This is a genomic window from Arthrobacter sp. FW306-07-I (assembly GCF_021800405.1).
GTDB lineage: Bacteria > Actinomycetota > Actinomycetes > Actinomycetales > Micrococcaceae > Arthrobacter.
On sequence record NZ_CP084550.1, the window covers coordinates 2,766,619 to 2,786,783 of the forward strand.

Sequence of the window (20,165 nt, forward strand, 5' to 3'; positions counted from 1 at the left end):
AGCAACTGAATGCAGGAGCAGATCAGATAGGCGGAATTACCGCCGGTGCAAGTCCACCTTAGCACCTTCGACGTCCACTGCGAGCTTCAGCACACGCCAGCCAATGTCCGGCGTGTTCTCTGCCGTAAAGGCCTGGATGAAAGCCAGTGCGTCAGCTGCCTGCAGCTCACCGTTGGCCAGGACCAGGACGGTGGGTCCAGCCCCGGACACTACGGCCGCGTACCCGGCCCGGCGCAGCGCGCCGATCAGGGCCGCGCTGGGCCGCATGGCCTCGGCGCGGTAGCTCTGGTGCAGGTAATCCTCCGTGCCCGGCAACAGGAATTCAGGCTTTTGCGTCAGCGCATGGATCAACAGCGCCGCGCGGCCGGAATTCATCGCCGCGGCATGGTGTCCCACCGATGCCGGCAGCAGTGCGCGGGCCGCTTCGGTGGAGAGTTCGAAGTCCGGGACTGCCACGATGGGGATGACGGTTCCGGCAACGGTGGCACTGGTGCTGCTGTACTGCTCACTGTCCTGCCATGACAGCGCCAGTCCGCCGAAAATGGCGGGTGCCACGTTGTCCGGGTGACCCTCCAGTTCGCTGGTGAGCTGGAGGATCCACTCCTTTCCACGCTGGCTTTCGGCCGGCACCATGGCGTTGGCGGCCGACACCGCAGCCACCACGGCGGACGCGGAGGAGCCCAGCCCACGGCCGTGCGGGTTGACGTTTTGGGCGGTCACCTTCAGCCCGCCGTGACGGTAACCCAAGCGCTCGAAAGCTGCCTCCATGGCGCGTATCACCAGGTGGCTGGCGTCCTGCGGCAGGGTGTCGGCACCCTCGCCGCTGAGCTCGAACACGAGTTCGTCCGTATCCAGGCTTTCCACGGTGAGGGTGTCGTGCAGGGCCAGGGCGAGGCCCAGGCTGTCGTAGCCGGGCCCAAGGTTGGCCGTGGTGGCGGGTACGCGGACAGTGACGCACTGGCCCGGCTCAATCAGTTGCAGTCCAACAGCGGCCTGCGAGGTGGTGTCCAAGGCTATTTTTCTTCCAGTCCCAGCTCGGCGGCGACGGTAACCACGTCGTTCGGGACCTTGACCGGCTGGACGTCGCTGCCGTCCTCGGTGCGCAGGGCCCACTGGGGGTCCTTGAGTCCGTGGCCGGTGACGGTGATGACGATCTTCTTTCCGCTGGGAACTTCGCCGGCGGCGTGCTTCTTCAGCAGGCCTGCCACGCCTGCGGCGGAGCCGGGCTCCACGAAGACACCTTCCCTGGCTGACAGCCACCGGTGGGCGTTCAGGATCTCTTCATCGGTGACGGCGTCGATGAGTCCGCCGGATTCGTCACGGGCGCCCACGGCCCCGTCCCAGGAGGCGGGGTTTCCGATGCGGATGGCCGTGGCGATCGTGTCGGGTTCGGTGATGGGGTGGCCTGCAACGAAGGGGGCTGCCCCGGCGGCCTGGAAGCCCCACATGGCAGGGGTCTTGGTGGACACTGCGGGCAGGGTGCCGGCGGTCTCGGATTCGAAGGGAGCGGAGTACTCCTTGTAGCCCTTCCAGTACGCAGTGATGTTGCCGGCGTTGCCCACGGGCAGGACGTGGATGTCCGGTGCGTCGCCCAGGGCGTCGACCACTTCGAAGGCGCCGGTCTTCTGGCCCTGGATGCGGGCGGGGTTGACGGAGTTCACCAGGAAAACAGGATAGGACTCCCCCAGCTTACGGGCGATGTCCAGGCAGTTGTCGAAGTTGCCGTCCACCTGGAGCAGGGTGGCGCCGTGGGCGATGGCCTGGCTGAGCTTGCCCATGGAGATCTTGCCTTCAGGAACCAGCACGGCGCACTTGAGGCCGGCGGCGGTTGCGTAGGCAGCCGCGGAGGCGGAAGTGTTTCCGGTGGAAGCGCAGACGACAGCCTTGGCCCCCGACGCGACTGCCGCCGTCATGGCCATGGTCATGCCGCGGTCCTTGAACGAGCCGGTGGGGTTCATGCCCTCCACCTTGAGGTAGACCTCGGAACCGGTGAGTTCGGAGAGCTTCTGCGCATGCACCAGCGGGGTGCCGCCCTCGCCCAGGGTGATGACCCTGGTGGATTCCGTCACGGGCAGACGGTCAGCGTATTCGCGGATGACTCCGCGCCATTGGTGAGCCACTTAGACTCCTTCTACCCGCAGAACGGATGTAACTGAGTTGATGACGTCCAGGCCCTTCACGGCCTCGACGGTGGCCGCAAGGGCAGCCTCTGACGCGCGGTGGGTGACGATCCGCAGTTCGGCCGATTCCACGTTGGACCCGGCGTCGCGGTGGATGGTTTGCCGCATGATTTCGATGGAGACGCCGTGCTCGGCGAACAACTGGGCGATCCTGGCCAGGACGCCGGGCTGGTCGGCGACGTCGAGCCCGATGTAGTAGCTGGTGGTGGCAGCATCGATGGGCAGCGCCGGAACATGGCCGGTGGTGGTTTCGGTGCGTCCGGGACCACCAAGGACCAGGCGGCGGGCTGCTGACACAAGATCGCCCAGGACGGCCGACGCGGTGGGGGTTCCGCCGGCGCCCTGGCCGTAGAACATCAGCTCGCCCGCGTTCTCGGCTTCAATGAACACCGCGTTGAACGCACCGCGGACGGCGGCCAGGGGATGTTCGCGTGGCAGGAGGGTGGGGTGGACGCGGACGGAGACGCCTTCGTTGCCGTCGGCTCCGGCCAACTTCTCCGCGATGGCCAGCAGCTTGATGACGAAGCCTGCATCCTTTGCGGCGGCAATGTCCGAGGCGCTGACGGACGTGATGCCCTCGCAGTAGACGTCGTCCAGGGAGAAACGGGTATGGAAGGAAAGCGAGGCCAGGATGGCAGCCTTCGCGGCAGCGTCGTGGCCTTCGACGTCGGCAGTGGGATCGGCTTCCGCGTAGCCAAGCCGCTGGGCTTCTGCGAGGGCGTCCGCGAACTGCGCACCGGTGCTGTCCATCTGGTCAAGGATGAAGTTGGTGGTGCCGTTGACGATGCCCAGGACCCGGGTGATGCGGTCGCCGGACAGGCTGTCGCGGATGGGGCGGAGGATGGGAATGGCTCCGGCCACGGCGGCTTCGTAGGACAGCTGGACACCCGCTTTGTCGGCCTCTTCGTAGAGGGTGGGGCCGTCCTGTGCCAGGAGTGCCTTGTTGCCGGTGACCACGCAGGCGCCGTTGCGCAGTGCGGAAAGGATCAGCGTGCGCGCCGGTTCGATGCCGCCCATGAGTTCGATGACCAGGTCAGCGTCCTTGACCAGGGTGTCGGCGTCGGCAGTGAAGAGTTCCTGGGGCAGGTCCACGTCGCGGGGGGCATTGACGTTGCGCACGGCGATGCCGCTGAGCTGCAGGCGGGCGCCGGTACGTGCTGCAAGGGCGTCCGCGTCCTCAATGAGGATCCGCGCAACCTGGGCCCCAACGTTGCCACAGCCCAGCAGGGCCACTTTCAGCGTTCGCATTTCCGTCATTCAGGCTCCCATGTCGCGGCTCAGCAAATCTTCTTCGGTTTCCCCGCGGACAATCAGCCGGGCAGATCCGTCGCGCACCGCGACAACGCCCGGCCGGGCCAGATAGTTGTAGTTGCTCGAGAGGGCCCAGCAGTAGGCGCCGGTTCCCGGGACAGCGAGCAGATCACCGGCTGCCACGTCCTCGGGCAGATATACATCTCTAACAACTATGTCGCCGCTCTCGCAATGTTTGCCCACCACGCGGGACAGCTGCGGGGCCGCGCCGGACGTGCGGGAGGCCAGGACAGCCGAATAATCCGCGTCATAGAGCACCGGCCGGGCGTTGTCGCTCATGCCGCCGTCCACCGAAACATAGCGGCGCGGATACGTAACGTTGTTGCCCGCGTCACCGTCGCCGGACGCCGCGGGAGCGTCCACGTGGACGGTCTTCAGGGTGCCCACTTCATACAGGGTGAACGTGGTGCTGCCCACGATGGCGCGTCCGGGCTCGATGGAGATGCGGGGTGCGTCGATGCCAAGCTCAGCGCAGGTGGAACGCACGACGGCGGCCATTGCGTTCGCGATCTCCGCTGCGGGGCGGGGCGTGTCCACCGGCGTGTAGGCGATTCCGTAGCCGCCCCCGAGGTCCAGTTCCGGCATGATGATGGAGTATTTTTCCTGCATGGCGGCCAGGAAGCGCAGGAGCTTCTGCGCGGCCAGGGCAAAACCGTCCGGTTCGAAGATCTGCGAGCCGATGTGGCAGTGCAGGCCCAGCAGTTCGATGGCGGGGTGCGCAGCTGCCGCCGCCACTGCCTCCTCGGCAGCGGAGACGCCGGCCTGGTCAGTGGTGTCGGCGGCCATGGACAGGCCGAACTTTTGGTCCTCGTGGGCCGTGGCAATGAATTCGTGGGTGTGCGCATGGACGCCCGGCGTGAGCCGGAGCATGACTTTGGCCACTTCCCCCCGGCGTTCGGCGATGGCGCCCACCCTGACCAGTTCGCTGAGGCTGTCCACCACGATCCGGCCGAGCTTCATGTCCAGCGCACGGTGGATCTCGCCGTCGGATTTGTTGTTGCCGTGCAGGGCAACGTCGGCACCAGGAATCCCGGCCTTCGCCGCGACGGCGAGCTCACCGCCGGAGGCGGTGTCCAGCCGCAGTCCCTCTTCTTCGACCCACCGCACCACGGCGGTGCACAGGAACGATTTGCCGGCATAGTAGACGTCCACTCCGCCGCAGATGTCCGCGAACGCATCGTTGAATGCATCGCTGAAGGCCCGGGCCCGGGCCCGGAAATCGTTCTCGCTCATAACGAACAGCGGGGTGCCGTACTTCCGCTGGAGGTCGCTCACGGGAACGCCGTCCAGGGTGAGTTCACCGGCCTCGTTCCGGCCGGCATCCTTGGCCCACATCTTTGGCTCCAGGACATTCAGGTCGGCCGGGACCGAAAGCCATTCGGGGGCCAGCGGAGATGCAGGGTTGGTGTCCTGTGCAGGCATGGGAATCACATCCGTTCCGGCGCGGAGACGCCAAGCAAGTCAAGGCCGTTGGCCAGTACCTGGCTGGTGGCGTCGTTGAGCCAGAGCCTGGTGCGGTTCAGGTCGGTGACGGGTTCTTCACCCATGGGGGCAATCCGGCATGCGTCGTACCAGCGGTGGTACGCGCCGGCGATGGCCTCGAGGTGCCGTGCCACCCGGTGCGGTTCGCGCAGCTCCGCGGCCTTGGCCACAATCGACGGGTAGCTGCCCAGGTAGGACAGCAGCTCGTTTTCGGTTGCGTGGTCCAGGAGGGAAGCGTCGAAGCTGTCCTTGCCGTCCACAGTGCGCTCCACGCCTGCGTCAACGGCATTGCGCGCAGCGCCGCGCGAACGTGCGTGGGCGTACTGGACGTAGAACACAGGGTTCTCATTGCTGTGTTTCTTCAGCAGGTCCGGGTCCAGGGTCAAGGGCGAATCCGCCGGGAAACGCGCCAGCGAATAGCGGACGGCGTCCTTGCCCAGCCAGTCAATCAGGTCCTTGAGCTCGATGATGTTGCCGGCACGCTTGGACAGCTTTGCTCCGTTGACCGACACCAGCTGGCCGATCAGCACCTCGATGTTCACCTCGGGATCGTCGCCTGCAGCGGCCGCAATGGCCTTGAGCCGGTTGATGTAGCCGTGGTGGTCGGCACCCAGGAGGTAGATCTTCTCCGTGAAGCCGCGGTCCTTCTTGGACAGGTAGTAGGCGGCGTCGGCGGCGAAGTAGGTGGGCTCGCCGTTGGCGCGGATCATCACGCGGTCCTTGTCATCGCCAAAGTCCGTGGTCCGCAGCCAGACCGCCCCGCCGTCGTCGAACACGTGGCCCTGTTCGCGCAGGCGCGCCACGGCACTTTCGATGGCGCCGGCGTCGTGCAGTTCCTGCTCGGAAAAGAAGACGTCGAACGCGACGCCGAAGTCTGCCAGCGTGGCCTTGATGTCCTTCATCTGTGCTTCGTAGGCGGCGGCGCGGATCACCGGCAGGGCGGCAACTTCGGTGAGTTCCCGGATGTCCGGATGCGCCGAAAGTACCTCATGTCCCAGATCGGCGATGTACTGGCCGGGGTAGCCGCCGTCCGGCACGGGAAGGCCATGCAGCCGGGAGTACACGGAGTTGGCGAAGGTGTTCATCTGCGAGCCGGCGTCGTTGATGTAGTACTCGGCCGTAACATCGGCGCCGGAAGCGCGCAGCACACGCGCGATGGAGTCGCCCAGCGCGGCCCAGCGGGTGTGCCCGATGTGCAACGGACCGGTGGGGTTGGCAGAGACGAACTCCATGTTGACCGTGTGCCCCGCGAGCGCTGTGTTGGTTCCGTAGTCCGGGCCGGCCTCGACGATGGCCTTCGCCAGGGCACCGGCGGCTGCGGCGTCCACGGTGATGTTCAGGAAGCCCGGGCCCGCGATGTCAACGGCGGAAACACCGTCGATGGCCTTGAGCCGGCTGCTGAGGATGGAGGCGAACTCGCGCGGGTTGGTGCCCGCCTGCTTGGCGAGCTGGAGGGCAATGTTGGTGGCCCAGTCACCGTGCTCCCGGTTCTTGGGTCGCTCCACGCGCACGTCAGCCGGAATGGCTGATACAGCAAGGGCAATATCGCCGGCGGCGACGGCGTCCTTGAGGCAGGCGGATATGGCGAGGGAAAGTTCTTCGGGAGTCACCCCTCTAGCCTACCGGGGGCCAGTGACAGCAAAGAATTTGGCGGCCGTGACTGCGCCCGGCGTCACGGAAAGGAGTGAGCCCCGCCATACGTGAACCATTTGCATGCATCCGGCGTTGACAAGAGCATAGCCACTGCCGCACGGCATCGGTGATCCGGTACCGCCCCGAAAGTGAATCGAGAGCCGTCATGAGACCCTCCAGCCCTAAAAGCCCATCCATGCACGCAGTCCGCAACGGTCTTTTTACCGGTATCGCCGGCTTGTCGCTGGCGGGAACCGTCGCCGGCTGCGCACCCTCGTCCGCCGACAGCACACCCGCCGACGCCCCGGCACCCACCCCAGGATCCTCCTCCCTGGCCGCCAGCGGGGCCGAGTACAAGGACGGCACCTACAACGCCGATGGAAACTACGTTTCGCCCAACGGCACCGAAACCGTGGGCGTCCAGCTGACCCTTGCCGCGGGAAAGGTCACGGACGTGCAGATCACCCAGCACCCGTCGAATCCGAACACGCGGAAGTTCCAGGGCCAGTTTGCCGGTGGCATTGCAGCCCAGGTGGTGGGTAAGAACATCGATGAACTGAACGTTTCCAAGGTTGCCGGTTCCTCGCTGACCAGCGGAGGCTTCAACCAGGCAGTGGAGAAGATCAAGTCCGAGGCGCAGTAGGCGGTGCCCGTGGCGGACTGGGAGGACTTCTCGTTTCAGGGGATCGGCACCGGCTGGGCAGTCAGCACTCCCCTGCCGTTGCCGGCGTCCGTTCGCAGGCGCCTGCTGGACAGGGTCGAAAAGTTCGACGCCGACTGGTCCCGTTTCCGCTCCGACTCGCTGGTCGGGGAACTGGCCAGGGAGCCGGGGCAGTATGAATTTCCCGGCGAGGCCGCCGCGCTCGGCGAGCTGTACGGCCGGCTCTATCGGCTTACCGGTGGGGCCATGACGCCGTTGATTGGCGGCAGCCTTGAGCGTCTGGGGTATGACGCAGCATATTCGCTCCTGCCCGCCGGCCCGCCCCTCCCGGCGCCAAAATGGGAGGCGGTCCTTCGCTGGTCCGGAACAGTCCTGACCGCCAGCACCCCTGTGGTACTGGACATCGGCGCCGCCGGCAAGGGGCTGTTGGTGGACCTCCTGGCGGCGGAACTTGAGGCCACCGGTATGGGTGAGTTCCTCATCGATGCCAGCGGCGACCTCCTGGCCCGCGGCGCAGGACCCGTCAGCGTAGCGCTCGAACATCCCTACAACCCGGAGCAGGCGATCGGCATGATCCATCTGGACGGCCGGGCTCTTTGTGCTTCCGCCGCCAACCGCCGTGCCTGGGGCGACGGACTTCACCACGTGCTGGACGGAACCACCGGCCACCCGGTGCGCACCGCCGTCGCCACCTGGACGCTGGCAGACACCGCCCTGGTGGCTGACGCGCTCGCCACGGCGCTCTTCTTCGTGCCAGGGGCAACGCTGCAGGAAACCTTCGACTTCTCCTGGCTGACCGTCTTTTCCGACGGCAGCGCCGCCTATTCCGCCGGATTTGAAGGGGCGTTGTTTTCATGAACCCTGTGGAAGCACCCCAAGCCCGCCCTGCGCATTACCTGGCCGGGCGCGTGGAGACCGTCGTCGGCAGGTTCACCATGTACCGGCTTGTCCTGCTGGTCCTGTCGGCACTGGCCGCTTACAGCCTGCTGCTGAACGTGCTGGGCTGGCTGACGTTCGGCATCCCGGAAATGCTGGCGCACCTGGCATTGTGCCTGGCCCTGACCTATGCCTCCAACAGGGCCATGGCGGCGCTCTTCCGGGTCCGGCCCCACACGGAGTCGGCGCTTATCACCGGGTTGCTGCTCTACTTCCTGTTCTGGCCGTCCCTGCAGTCGATGGACCTGGCAGGAGTGGCGCTGGCCTGCATCCTGGCGTCCGCGTCCAAATACACCCTGGCGTGGCGTGGCCGGCACATCTTCAACCCAGCCGCCGCAGGTGCCTTCGCCACCGGACTCACTGGACTGAACATCGCCACGTGGTGGGCAGCGACGCCCGCCATGCTCTGGCTGCTGGTCCCCGGCGTGCTGCTGGTCCTGTACCGGACACGCAAGCTCCTGATGGCGTCGCTGTTTACGGCGGTGGCCACTGCCATCATCATGCTCGAGCTGCTTCGCGCCGGCATGACAGCGGGGATGGGCGCCTGGCAGGCCCTGGCCCAGCGGCCGGTGCTCTTCTTTGTGGGATTCATGCTCACCGAGCCCCTGACGCTGCCGCCACGGCGCTGGCAGCAGCTGGCGCTCGCAACACTGGTGGGCGTGCTCTTCGCGGTCCCCTGGAACCTGGGAATCTTTGCCAATTCACCGGAGGCAGCGCTGCTTGCGGGCAACCTGCTGGCCTTCCTGGCGGGCCAGCGCGGAGCCGTGAAACTCCGCTTCGCCGGCGCCCGCCCGCTGACGCCCGCCACCACCGAGTTCTCCTTCGAACCTGCCCGGCCGGTGCGCTTCCTTCCCGGGCAGTACATGGAGCTGGATCTTCCCCAGGCCAAGCCGGACGGAAAAGGACGACGCCGGGTCTTCAGCCTTGCGGGCGGCCCAGGCGGCCGCCTGGTGAAGTTTGGCGTGCGGACGGACGGGTCATTGTCTGCGGCGAAGGAGGCGCTGCTGGCGCTCCGGCCGGGCGATGAGGTGGCTGCCACGGCGGTGGGCGGGGACTTCGTCCTGCCACGCGATCCGCGCCGGCCCGTGCTTCTTGTCGCGGCGGGAATCGGAATTACACCGTTCATCTCGTATCTGGCCTCGGGTGCGCTGCAGGAACGGGACGCGGTGATCCTGGTGCTGGCCAGGAGCAATGAGGAGGTGGCCTACGCGGAGGAACTACGGAGTTCCGGAGTGCGCGTGCTGGTGCGGCTCGCAGACGGGTCCGTGCCGCCGTCGGGCCTGGCCCCTGCCGCCGGCAGCCTCTCTGGCGCCGGAAGCTTCGGTGCGGACGGCCGACTGGACGGAGCGGCCCTTGCCGCACTGGTACCCGATATTTCCCGGCGGGACGTTTACGTCTCCGGCTCCCCCGCAAGCGTGGCGGCACTCCGCCGTGCAGCCGGCCGTGCAGGCGCGCGCCGGGTGCGGACGGACTCCTTTTCGGGCTACTGAGCCCGCCTTTCCGGCCCTCCGGAGCCGGCGCCGGAGGCGGTTTTCCCTTGCAGGGCACCTTCCTGCTAAGCTCTAGGACGTCCCGCCGGGAACGGCAGGATATCCGGATTGCCCTCGTAGCTCAGGGGATAGAGCGTCTGCCTCCGGAGCAGAAGGTCGTAGGTTCGAATCCTATCGAGGGCACCAAAGAACCCCGCCGCTTCATTGAAGCGGCGGGGTTTTCGTTTGTTGAGCGGGACGTGTGCCCTCAGAAACGCAGCGCTGCCTCGTCCATCGTGGCCAGGGTGAGCACAGCCTCCTCCACCGTTTCGTGGTCCTCCAGCTCGCGCTCGATCCGCCGCAGGACCACCGCAACCTCGTGCTCCGGGTGGTCCCCCTGGAGATCCACGGCCGCCACGAGGTACAGCTTGCGCGGGCCAACGAATTCCAGGTGCAGGTAGGTGAGCCGGGCGATGTCCTGGTGCTCCAGCACACGGCGGGCCATGGACCGTTCAATGTCGGGTGTGACGCCCTGCCCCACCAGGAAGCGCCTGTTGCGGTCGATCAGTACGACGGCGACGACGGCGAGCAGCACGCCGACGGCGATCGAACCGATCGCATCCGGCAGCGGTGATCCTGTGACCTGGTGCAGGAACACGCCCACGAAGGCCACGACGAGGCCGATCAGCGCCGCCGCATCCTCGGCGAAGACTGCCCTCAGGGTGGGATCTGAACTGATGAGGACCTGTTCAAGCGTGTGCCGTTCCAGCTCATGGGCCGCTTTCCGGGTCTGCCGGAAGGCCTGGGCGAACGAAATCCCTTCCAGGACGAAGGCCACGCCCAGGACCACGTAGGCCACCACGAAGTCCGATGCGGGTTCCGGCTCAAAAATCTGCTGGACGCCGTGCATGATCGACACCACCGCGCCGGCGGTGAACAGACCGAAAGCGGCGAACATCGACCAGACGTAGGCTTCCCGGCCGTAGCCCATGGGATGGCTCTTGTCCCGGGGGCGGGAAGACCGCCGCTCGGCAAAGAACAGGAAGACCTGGTTTCCGGTGTCTGCCCAGGAATGTGCAGCCTCCGCGGCCATCGAGGCGGAACCGGAGAGGACAGCCGCCACCGTCTTCGCCGCGGCCACGAGCGTGTTGGCCGCGAAGGCGACGATGACCGTCAGCAGCGTGGAGCCGGACTTGGCGGGGGTTTCGGTTTGAGCCATGCGCCTACCGTACCCACCGGAGCGCGCTGCAGCGCCCGGCAGGCCAATAAATTCCCTGAGGCGGGCCTGCCACTGATTGTCGGTGGCCCCTCATAGGCTGAAAACACCTAGCTGAGGGAGTACGCCATGCACGTTCAGTTCTGTTCCATCGTTCCGCCCTACCTGCTGCGGCGGCTCGCGCAGCAGGATGCGCCCGGATTCTCATCGGCGGCAAACGCTGCCAGGAACGCCTTGGGCCACGTCGAGTCGTTCCAGGCCGCCCGCGCACAGGCTGTGCCGGCACTCCCGCCCGGACTGCGCCAGGTAAAACCAGGGCCCGTCAGCCGCACCATTTATGATGCGGGCCGGGAGGAAACGCTCCCGGGCAGGCTTGTACGCGGCGAAGGCGGGCCCGCCACCGGCGATCCCGCCGCGGACGAAGCCTACGACGGGCTGGGGCACACGCACCGCCTTTATGCGGACGCCTTCGGACGGGATTCGGTTGACGGGCGCGGGCTGAAGCTGGACGCCACGGTGCACTTCGGCAAGCTGTACGACAACGCTTTCTGGAACGGCAGCCAGATGGTGTTCGGCGATGGTGACGGTGACGTCTTCCAACGCTTCACCAAGTCTCTGAGCGTCATTGGACACGAACTGGCGCACGGGGTAACCCAATACTCGGCCGGCCTTGCCTACCGGAACCAGGCAGGTGCCTTGAACGAATCGATGTCGGACGTCTTCGGCGCGCTCGTGGAGCAGTTCGTGAAAAACCAGTCAGCTGCGGAGGCAAGCTGGCTGATCGGCGAAGGCCTCTTCACGTCCAAGGTCCAGGGGCTCGCCCTGCGGTCCATGAAAGCACCGGGGACCGCCTACGACGACGACGTGCTGGGCAAGGACCCACAGCCCGATTCCATGGACTCCTATGTCCGGACCAGCGCAGACAACGGTGGCGTCCACATCAACTCCGGCATCCCCAACCGCGCCTTTTACCAGGTGGCGTCTGCCTTGGGCGGCTGTGCCTGGGAGGCGCCCGGCCGGATCTGGTACGAGACCCTGACCAATGGCTCATTGCCGGCCGCGGCAACCTTCACGGTTTTTGCCCGCGCCACAATGCGTGCCGCCGCCGACCTTTTCGGCGCCGCTTCGCGGGAGCATGACGCCGTAGGGGCCGCGTGGGAAACTGTAAAGGTCAAGGTTTAACCGCTGCCCTGGGGCCCGCTCGTGGCCGCGGGGCCAAATGGAAGCCCAGGGGCCAGGCCATGAAGATCAAGGTGGAGCGCACCGGCGGGATCGCGGCCATGACAAGGGTGTGGACGGTGGACGCCCAGACAGACAGCGACCTGAGCCAGTGGCAGCCCATTGTGGAGGCCTGCCCGTGGGATGCGGTTCCCAGCACCCCGCGGGCCGCGGCCGCCGCCTTCGAGGCTCCGCAGCCGGACCGTTTCATTTACTCCATCACGGCAGGGCAGCGGAGGGCTGCCCTGCCTGAACGGGCCCTTACCGGCCCGTGGCGCATTTTGGTCGACACCGCACGGGCTGCCTCCGAGCAATCTGCCGGTGCGTTCCGTCCCGGGCAGGACGACGATGCGGACGCCGACGCCCAAAGCTGAAGGCTGCGCTGCAGGCGGAATTGGCATAAAGGGCCGTTGGTGGCGGCAGTAGACTGTCTGCAGCCATGACTTTTCATATCTCCTATCCCGCCGAGCTGCCGGTTTCCGAGCGCCGCGAGGACCTGATGGCCGCCATCGCCGCCAACCAGGTGACCATCATCGCCGGCGAGACCGGCTCCGGGAAAACGACCCAGATTCCCAAGATGTGCCTTGAGCTGGGTCTGGGTGAGAAGGGCCTCATCGGGCACACACAGCCCCGGCGGCTGGCAGCCCGGACGGTAGCCGAGCGCATCGCAGAGGAGCTCGGCGTCGAGATTGGCCAGGAGGTCGGCTTCCAGGTCCGGTTCACAGGTGAGGTCAGCAAGGCGACCAAGGTCAAGCTGATGACCGACGGCATCCTGCTCGCCGAGATCCAGCGGGACAGACTCCTGCGCAAGTACAGCACCATCATCATTGACGAGGCGCACGAACGCAGCCTCAACATCGACTTCATCCTGGGCTACCTCAAGCGGATCCTCCCGCAGCGCCCGGACCTGAAAGTCATCATCACCTCGGCCACCATCGACCCCGAACGGTTCGCCAACCACTTCGGCACCCCGGAAAGTCCGGCACCCATCATCGAAGTCTCCGGCCGGACCTACCCCGTGGAGATCCGCTACCGCCCCCTCACGCAGCCGGCCGCGGACGATGAGGAGGCCTCCGACGATGAGCTCGAAGAGGACCGCGATCCCCTGGATGCCGTCTGCGACGCCGTGGATGAGCTGGCAGCGGAAGCGCCCGGGGACATCCTTGTGTTCTTCTCGGGTGAACGCGAGATCCGCGACGCCGCCGAGGCCCTGCAGTCCCGCATCCAGTCCAACCGGAGACTCGCCAACACCGAGATACTCCCCCTGTTCGCCCGCCTGAGCCTGCAGGAGCAGCACAAGGTGTTCCACCCCGGCAGCAAGCGCAGGATCGTGCTGGCAACCAACGTGGCGGAAACATCCCTGACCGTCCCGGGCATCAAGTACGTCATCGATACCGGTACGGCGCGCATCTCCCGGTATTCGCACCGCACCAAGGTCCAGCGCCTGCCCATTGAGCGCGTCTCCCAGGCATCGGCCAACCAGCGTTCGGGCCGCTGCGGCCGCGTGTCGGACGGCATCGCCATCCGCTTGTACTCCGAGGAGGACTTCGAGTCCCGCCCCCGGTTCACGGACCCCGAAATCCTGCGGACCAACCTGGCAGCCGTCATCCTCCAGATGACGGCGATGGGCGTGGCGAAAGGCCCCAAGGATGTTGAGGAATTCCCCTTCGTCGAACCGCCGGAAACCCGGGCCATCAACGACGGCGTCACCCTCCTTCGCGAGCTCGGCGCCCTTGCTCCCCCACGCACGCAGGGCAAGGACGGCAGGGCGGAAGCAGCCGACGGCAGGGACGGAACCAAAGGCGGCGGGCTCACCGCCGTCGGGCAGAAACTCGCCCAACTGCCCGTTGATCCCCGCCTGGGCCGGATGATCGTGGAAGCCGGAAAACGGGGCTGCGTCCGGGAAGTCATGGTCCTGGCGGCGGCCCTCACCATCCAGGACCCGCGCGAACGTCCCACCGATAAGCAGCAGCTGGCTGCGGAAAAACACAACCGGTTCCGCGATGAGAATTCCGACTTCACCGGCTACCTCAACCTCTGGAACTACCTGCAGGAGAAGCAGCAGGAATTGTCCTCATCAGCCTTCCGCAGGCTGTGCCGCGCCGAGTTCATCAACTACCTGCGCGTACGGGAATGGCAGGACCTCTTCACCCAGCTGCGCCAGCTCGCCCGGCCTCTGGGCATCACGCTGGACAACAAGCGCCTGGCCGACCCCGTAGGCAACCACGATGGCATCCACATCAGCCTGCTCTCCGGGCTCCTAAGCCACATCGGCATCCTGGATGAGCGCAAGCGCGAATACGCCGGCGCCCGGGGCAGCCGGTTCGCCATCTTCCCCGGTTCCGCATTGTTCAAAAAGTCCCCCACGTTCGTCATGGCCGCCGAGCTGGTGGAAACCAGCAGGTTGTGGGCCCGGGTGGCCGCAAAGTTCGATCCCCTGTGGGCCGAACAGGTGGCTCCGGACCTGGTCAAGCACAGCTACAGCGAACCGCACTGGTCCACCAAGCAGGGCGCCGTCATGGCCTACGAAAAGGTGACCCTTTACGGCGTTCCGATCATCGCGCAGCGGCGCATCAACTACGGCCGGGTGGATCCGGTGGTGGCCCGGGAACTGTTCATCAGGCATGCCTTGGTGGAGGGCGACTGGCGAACCCACCACAAGTTCTTCCACCGCAACCGCGCCCTCCTGCACGAGGTGGAGGAACTCGAGGCCCGCATGCGCCGCCGCGACCTGCTGGTGGATGACGAGACGTTGTTCGAGTTCTATGACGCCAGGATCGGACCCGACGTGGTCTCCGAGCGGCACTTCGACAAGTGGTGGAAGGATGCCCGCAGGGACACCCCCGACCTCCTGGATTACGACAAATCGCTGCTCCTAAGCGACGACGCCGACGACCTGGACGAGTCGGCGTACCCGAAGACATGGCTGCACAAGGGCTTCGAGCTCCCGCTGACGTATGAGTTCCATCCCGTGGCGCCGGGCTCTGCCCCCGATCCGTCCGACGGTGTCACGGCCGAAGTGCCGGTGCTGTTCCTGAACCAGCTCGACGACGCGCCGTTCCGGTGGCTGATTCCGGGCCAGCGCGTAGAGCTGGTGACAGCGCTCATCAAGTCACTGCCCAAGCAGGTCCGCAAGAACTTCGTCCCCGCCCCAGACGTCGCCCGGCAGGCGGTGGCCGTCCTCGAAACGGACTTCGATCCCGCCAAGGACGAGTTGGAACCGTCCCTGGAGCTTGCCCTGCGGCGGATCCGGGGCGCCATCATCCCGCCCGGCTCCTGGAACTGGGACGCCGTCCCGCCGCACCTGCGGGTGAGCTTCAAAGTGGTGGACAGCAAGGGCAAGGTCCTGGGCGAAGGCAAGGACCTTGCGGAACTGCAGGAACGGCTTGCACCGGCCACGCGCCGCGCCATCGCCGAATCGCTCGGTGCCACCCCGGCATCCACGGCGCCCGGCGCTGCCGGCACGTCCAAGCGGCGCAACGGGAAGGCGTCCGACGGCGGGCCGGGCACGCGCCAGGAGGCCGCCCGGGTGCCGCAAGCCCCTGCCGCGGCTGGGTTTGTGGAGCAGGATGGCCTCACTGAGTGGACTGTCGGCACCATCGAGCGTCAGGTGAGCAGCATGGTCAAGGGCCACACCATCACCGGCTATCCGGCACTGGTGGACCAGCGGACCTCGGTGTCGCTGCGTGTGTTCCAGAGCGCGGAGGAACAGTCCGAGGCAATGCGCGGCGGCGTGATCCGGCTGCTGGCGCTGCGCGTTCCGGCGCCTGACCGGTACGTCCTGGAGCACCTCAGCAACACCGAGAAGCTTACCTTCAGCCAGAACCCGCACGGTTCGGTGTCCGCCCTCATCGCAGACTGCGCTCTGGCGGCCATCGACAAGCTCACCCCTGTGGAACTTCCGTGGGACCGCAAGGCCTTCGATGCGTTGTATGAGGTGGTGCGCGCGGAACTGATCGACACAGTCTTCTCGGTCACTGCCGTCGTCGAGCGGATCCTGTCCAGCACCCGGCGCATCGAAAAGCAACTCAAGGGAACCACCAGCCTGGCCCTGATCAGCGCACTGAACGACATCAAAAGCCAGCTCGAGCAGCTGGTGTATCCCGGCTTTGTAGCACGCACGGGCTACGCCCAGCTGAGCCAGCTGCCGCGCTACCTGGCCGCAATTGAGAAGCGGCTGGAACGCCTGCCCGGAAACGTCCAGCGGGATGCCCTCAATATGGCAGTGGTGCAGCGGCTCGAGGACGACTATGACGACGCTGTCTCGGCGCTACTGCCGGGACGGGGTGCGGGCCAGGAGTTAACCCAGGTGCGCTGGATGATCGAGGAGCTTCGGGTGAGCCTGTTCGCCGTCGAGCTCGGCACGGCCTACTCCGTCTCCGAGAAACGTATCCGCGCCGTACTCAACAAGGCGCTGGCACCCGCCTAGCACTCCCCTACGAGAGGAACACATGAAGCTCACGCTTGCCCAAGGACCGGCAGGGACAGAGATCGCCGGGCTCGGCCACGCCCAGCCCGCGCGCATCATGGACAACCATGAGCTCGAAGGCATGATGGACACCAGCGACGAGTGGATCCGCCAGCGCACCGGCATCGTCACCAGGCATATCGCCGGTGAGGGTGAAACCGTGGTTGACCTCGCAATCCCCGCAGCCCGGATGGCCTTGGCCGATTCCGGGGTTGCGGCCACAGACATTGACCTCGTGGTGGTGGCCACCACCACAGCGGCCGAGCGATCCCCCAACACTGCCGGCCGCGTAGCCGAGGCACTTGGCCTGGGCGGTAACCGCCGGGGACCGGCGATCATGGATGTCAACACGGCGTGTTCGGGCTTCGAGTATGCCCTCGGCGTGGCGGACCAGGCGATCCGCAGCGGAAGCGCCTCGCACGCGATCGTAGTCGGCGCCGAGACCCTCTCGGCAGTTACCGACTGGACGGACCGCGCGACGGCTGTGCTCACCGCCGATGGCGCCGGGGCCGCCGTCGTACGCCCATCCGAAATGCCCCGGATTGGCCCGGTGGTCTGGGGTTCGGAGGGTGGCATGGCGGACGCCGTCCGCATCTCGCCTCCCTTGGGCAGGTTCTCCCAGAACGGGCGGGAAGTGCTGCGGTGGGCCCTCACCAAGGCACCGGAGCGCGCCCGTGAAATCGTGGCCCGCGCCGGGCTGGGACTGGACGACATCCAGGTCCTCGCAGCGCACCAGGCCAACCTGCGCATAATCGAGCCGCTGGCGGAAGCCCTGGGCCTGACGGACCGCGTCGTCATCACCGACGTCACCGAGTCGGGGAACACGTCCGCTGCCAGCGTGCCGCTGGGACTGAGCAAATGGTGGCATTCCGGGAAGATCCCGGCGGACGTCCCCGCGCTGTTGTTCGGATTTGGCGGCGGCTTCACCTATGCGGGTATGGTGGCCATGACGCCACGCAGGGACTGACCCTTTCCCTGCCCGCCGCAGCAGCGGCGGGCAGGGAACAAAGGTTAGGACGCCGGAACGAACTCCCCGTAGCCGGCTGCGCGCAGCCCGTCACGCAGCTTCTCCGCGTTGGCGTCCAGGACCGCGGGATCCGGGTTCTGGTCCGCGGAGCCGAAGTCGAAGTCGGCCATGCTGCGCGAGGGCCACACGTGGACGTGCAGATGGTTGATTTCATAGCCGGCCACGATCAGGCCCGCACGCCGCGCACCGAAGATGTCCACCTGCACGGCGCCAATCCGCCGCGCCACTTCCATGACTTTGGCAAGGGTTTCCGGCCGGGCGTCCGTCCAGCGGTCCACTTCCTCGGTGGGAACCACCAGTGTATGGCCGTCGGCGAGCGGGCCCGTGGTCAGGAAGGCCGACACATCGTCCTCGCGCCATACGAACCGGCCGGGGATCTCGCCCTTCAGGATCTTCGTGAACAGCGTGCTCATGCGTTTGCCTCCTCGGCGGCTGGCTGCAGCGTGCTGGTATCCAGCACGAACCGGTACTTTACGTCTCCAGCGACCATCCGGTCGTAGGCCTCATTCAGCTGGCCGGCGGACACCATCTCGATATCGGCCACCACGCCGTGCTCCGCGCAGAAATCCAGCATCTCCTGGGTTTCGGCGATGCCGCCAATCAATGACCCGGCATACGCGATCCTGCGGCGGATGAGGGCGCCCGGGTTGACCGGCGGCATGGCTTCCGACGGCAGGCCAAGCTGGAACAGTGCGCCGTCCACGCGCAGGGTGCGGAAGAACGGGTTCAGGTCGTGCGGGGCGGCAACGGTGTCGATGATGAGGTCGATGGTGCGGTCCGCGGCAGCCATGGCGGCTTCGTCCCGGGAGAGGACAACTTCATCGGCCCCCAGTTCCAGGGCGGCGGCGACCTTCGACTCCGAGGTGGTGAACACCACCACCTTCGCGCCCATGGCCTTGGCGAGCTTGACGGCCATATGGCCCAGTCCGCCCAGGCCCACCACGCCCACCACGTCGCCTTCTTCGACGTCGAAGTGCCGCAGCGGGGAGAACGTCGTGACGCCCGCGCACAGCAGGGGCGCGACGGCGGCCGGGTCCAGTGAGTCCGGGACGCGCAGGACATAGCGGCGGTCCACCACGATCGACGAGGAATAGCCGCCCTGGGTGATGGCGTCACCGTTCCTGCGGTCCTTTGCACCGTAGGTGCCTGTCATGCCGTTTTCGCAGTACTGCTCCAGGCCGTCCAGGCAGCTGTCGCACTCACGGCAGGAGTCCACCATGCAGCCCACGCCTACCCTCTCACCAACCGCGAAGTCAGTGATGTCCGAGCCGATCCTGCTGACAGTTCCCACGATTTCGTGGCCTGGCACCAGCGGGTAGGTCTGGCCGCCCCACTCGCCGCGGGTGGCGTGCACGTCCGAGTGGCACAGCCCGCAGAATTCGATGGCGATTTCGACGTCGTCCGGTTTGGGTGCCCGGCGGGCCACTGTCAGCGGTACAAGGCCGCTGTCCCCGGACGCTGCACCGTAGGCTGCGGCGAGAGCACCGGCTTCCGTCGCTGGCACACTGCCAGGGGCGGGCGCATTTTCCGGGGCCGGGGTGATGGGTTTGGCAAGGGGCGGTGGTACAGGGCGTCCTGGTGTCATAGTGCGACGCTACCCCCGGCTCCTGCGGACTTTCCAGCCGGGGCTCCGGTGCCTCCGGTATCCGACCCGACGCCCCCTGGCTCCGCGCCGATCGCCACCGGCAGTTCCGGGCGGTTGGACCACTCGGAGAAAGAGCCTGGATACAACGCTGCCCGGAACCCGGCAACTTCCAGCGCAGCAACCTCATGGGCTGCCGTAACGCCTGAGCCACAATAAACCGCCACCGGCGTTCCGTCCTGGACCCCGAGGTCCGCAAACCTCCGCCGCAACTGCCCCGGCGGCAGGAAGCGTCCGGCGTTATCGACGTTGCCCGCGGTGGGGGCACTGACCGCCCCGGGGATATGGCCGGCGCGCGGGTCCACGGGCTCAACCTCGCCCCGGTATCTCTCCCCTGCCCTCGCATCGAGCAACAGTCCGCTGTGCGCCCAGCCGGCGGCAGCACCGGCGTCCAGCGCAGGCATGTGCCCGCTGCCCAACTCCACGTTGCCGGGGCTGGGCTGAACCGGGCCCGACTCGAGCGGAAGTCCGGCGGCCCTCCAGGCGGCCAGGCCGCCGTCGAGCAGGTAGACCGCTGCCAAGCCTGCGTCACGCAGCATCCACCACAGCCTCGCCGCCGCCATGTTGGCACTGTCATCGTAGGCAACCACCACGTCGCCATTACGGATTCCCCAGCGCTGTGCCGACTCCTGGAACTGTTCCCGAGCCGGCAGCGGGTGCCGCCCGCGGTCCGGAACCGACGAATCAGAGAGTTCAGTGGCCAGATCTACGAAGACCGCGCCCGGCAGGTGTTCCGCGAGGTAGTGTTCATGGCCGTGCGGATCGCCCAGGGCCCAGCGCACGTCCAGTAGGACCGTCCGGTATCCGGCGGCAAGCCTTGCCTCAAGTTCCGGGACGTCGATCAACGGCTTCATTGCACTCCCTACGCCTTGTTTTGCCAACGGGTCCCACTCTAGACGGGCGGCTCCCGAACCGCGGGTACG

The 20,165-nt window shown here is 66.7% G+C and carries 16 protein-coding genes and 1 tRNA gene; 8 read left to right on the forward strand and 9 right to left on the reverse strand.

The window, feature by feature from the left end; translation table 11 throughout:
• Positions 1-36 precede the first annotated feature (36 nt).
• From thrB to argS, 5 genes are read right to left on the reverse strand one after another with little or no spacing between them, the layout of a single operon-like run.
• Positions 37-1,011, reverse strand: a complete 975-nt coding sequence (gene thrB / locus LFT46_RS12805; protein WP_236819977.1) for a homoserine kinase — start codon at positions 1,009-1,011, stop codon at positions 37-39.
• A gap of 2 nt (positions 1,012-1,013) precedes the next feature.
• Positions 1,014-2,120 (reverse strand): threonine synthase, encoded by a 1,107-nt coding sequence (gene thrC / locus LFT46_RS12810; RefSeq protein ID WP_236819978.1) that lies wholly within the window; start codon positions 2,118-2,120, stop codon positions 1,014-1,016.
• Entirely contained in the window at positions 2,121-3,437 is a 1,317-nt protein-coding gene (locus tag LFT46_RS12815) for a homoserine dehydrogenase (RefSeq protein ID WP_236819980.1), read from the reverse strand.
• The gene (gene lysA, locus LFT46_RS12820; protein ID WP_236819986.1) at positions 3,438-4,913 is read right to left on the reverse strand and encodes a diaminopimelate decarboxylase; all 1,476 of its coding nucleotides are present in this window, start codon (positions 4,911-4,913) and stop codon (positions 3,438-3,440) included. It abuts the gene before it with no gap.
• 5 nt (positions 4,914-4,918) lie between these two features.
• The gene (gene argS, locus LFT46_RS12825; protein ID WP_236798798.1) at positions 4,919-6,583 is read right to left on the reverse strand and encodes an arginine--tRNA ligase; all 1,665 of its coding nucleotides are present in this window, start codon (positions 6,581-6,583) and stop codon (positions 4,919-4,921) included.
• A gap of 218 nt (positions 6,584-6,801) precedes the next feature.
• Here argS and LFT46_RS12830 point away from each other — a divergent pair, with 218 nt between their 5' ends.
• The 4 genes from LFT46_RS12830 to LFT46_RS12845 all read left to right on the forward strand — a co-directional run bounded on the left by LFT46_RS12830 (position 6,802) and on the right by LFT46_RS12845 (position 9,878).
• The gene (locus LFT46_RS12830) at positions 6,802-7,248 is read left to right on the forward strand and encodes an FMN-binding protein (RefSeq protein ID WP_236819989.1); all 447 of its coding nucleotides are present in this window, start codon (positions 6,802-6,804) and stop codon (positions 7,246-7,248) included.
• Between the two features lie 3 nt (positions 7,249-7,251).
• Positions 7,252-8,124 carry an FAD:protein FMN transferase gene (locus tag LFT46_RS12835; RefSeq protein ID WP_236798802.1) on the forward strand — a complete coding sequence of 291 codons (873 nt, stop codon included), beginning with the start codon at positions 7,252-7,254 and terminating at the stop codon, positions 8,122-8,124.
• Positions 8,121-9,692 (forward strand): ferredoxin--NADP reductase, encoded by a 1,572-nt coding sequence (locus LFT46_RS12840; RefSeq protein WP_236798803.1) that lies wholly within the window; start codon positions 8,121-8,123, stop codon positions 9,690-9,692. The genes LFT46_RS12835 and LFT46_RS12840 overlap by 4 nt, the downstream gene beginning before the upstream one ends.
• A 110-nt stretch (positions 9,693-9,802) precedes the next feature.
• Positions 9,803-9,878 (forward strand) — tRNA-Arg (locus LFT46_RS12845).
• 61 nt (positions 9,879-9,939) lie between these two features.
• Here the strand turns inward: LFT46_RS12845 and LFT46_RS12850 are convergent.
• On the reverse strand, positions 9,940-10,890 hold the full coding sequence (locus LFT46_RS12850; protein ID WP_236798804.1) for a cation diffusion facilitator family transporter: 951 nt from the start codon (positions 10,888-10,890) through the stop codon (positions 9,940-9,942).
• A 126-nt stretch (positions 10,891-11,016) separates the two neighbouring features.
• On the opposite strand from LFT46_RS12850, the gene LFT46_RS12855 reads away from it, so the two are divergent.
• The 4 genes from LFT46_RS12855 (at position 11,017) to LFT46_RS12870 (ending at position 17,540) form a co-directional block, all read left to right on the forward strand.
• Positions 11,017-12,069, forward strand: a complete 1,053-nt coding sequence (locus tag LFT46_RS12855) for a M4 family metallopeptidase (RefSeq protein ID WP_236819991.1) — start codon at positions 11,017-11,019, stop codon at positions 12,067-12,069.
• A gap of 59 nt (positions 12,070-12,128) precedes the next feature.
• Entirely contained in the window at positions 12,129-12,479 is a 351-nt protein-coding gene (locus LFT46_RS12860; RefSeq protein ID WP_236819992.1) for a protealysin inhibitor emfourin, read from the forward strand.
• A 65-nt stretch (positions 12,480-12,544) separates the two neighbouring features.
• Positions 12,545-16,534 carry an ATP-dependent RNA helicase HrpA gene (hrpA, locus tag LFT46_RS12865; RefSeq protein WP_236819994.1) on the forward strand — a complete coding sequence of 1,330 codons (3,990 nt, stop codon included), beginning with the start codon at positions 12,545-12,547 and terminating at the stop codon, positions 16,532-16,534.
• 22 nt (positions 16,535-16,556) lie between these two features.
• Positions 16,557-17,540, forward strand: a complete 984-nt coding sequence (locus LFT46_RS12870; protein WP_236819996.1) for a beta-ketoacyl-ACP synthase III — start codon at positions 16,557-16,559, stop codon at positions 17,538-17,540.
• Between the two features lie 44 nt (positions 17,541-17,584).
• On the opposite strand, the gene LFT46_RS12875 is transcribed toward LFT46_RS12870, so the two are convergent.
• Genes LFT46_RS12875 through LFT46_RS12885 form a run of 3 tightly spaced genes read right to left on the reverse strand, consistent with a single transcriptional unit; the run spans position 17,585 to position 20,096 of the window.
• On the reverse strand, positions 17,585-18,013 hold the full coding sequence (locus LFT46_RS12875) for an HIT family protein (RefSeq protein WP_236798814.1): 429 nt from the start codon (positions 18,011-18,013) through the stop codon (positions 17,585-17,587).
• Entirely contained in the window at positions 18,010-19,185 is a 1,176-nt protein-coding gene (locus LFT46_RS12880) for an NAD(P)-dependent alcohol dehydrogenase (protein WP_236819998.1), read from the reverse strand. Before LFT46_RS12880 ends, LFT46_RS12875 begins: the two co-directional genes overlap by 4 nt.
• Positions 19,182-20,096 (reverse strand): sulfurtransferase, encoded by a 915-nt coding sequence (locus LFT46_RS12885; protein WP_236820004.1) that lies wholly within the window; start codon positions 20,094-20,096, stop codon positions 19,182-19,184. The genes LFT46_RS12880 and LFT46_RS12885 overlap by 4 nt, the downstream gene beginning before the upstream one ends.
• Positions 20,097-20,165 lie beyond the last annotated feature (69 nt).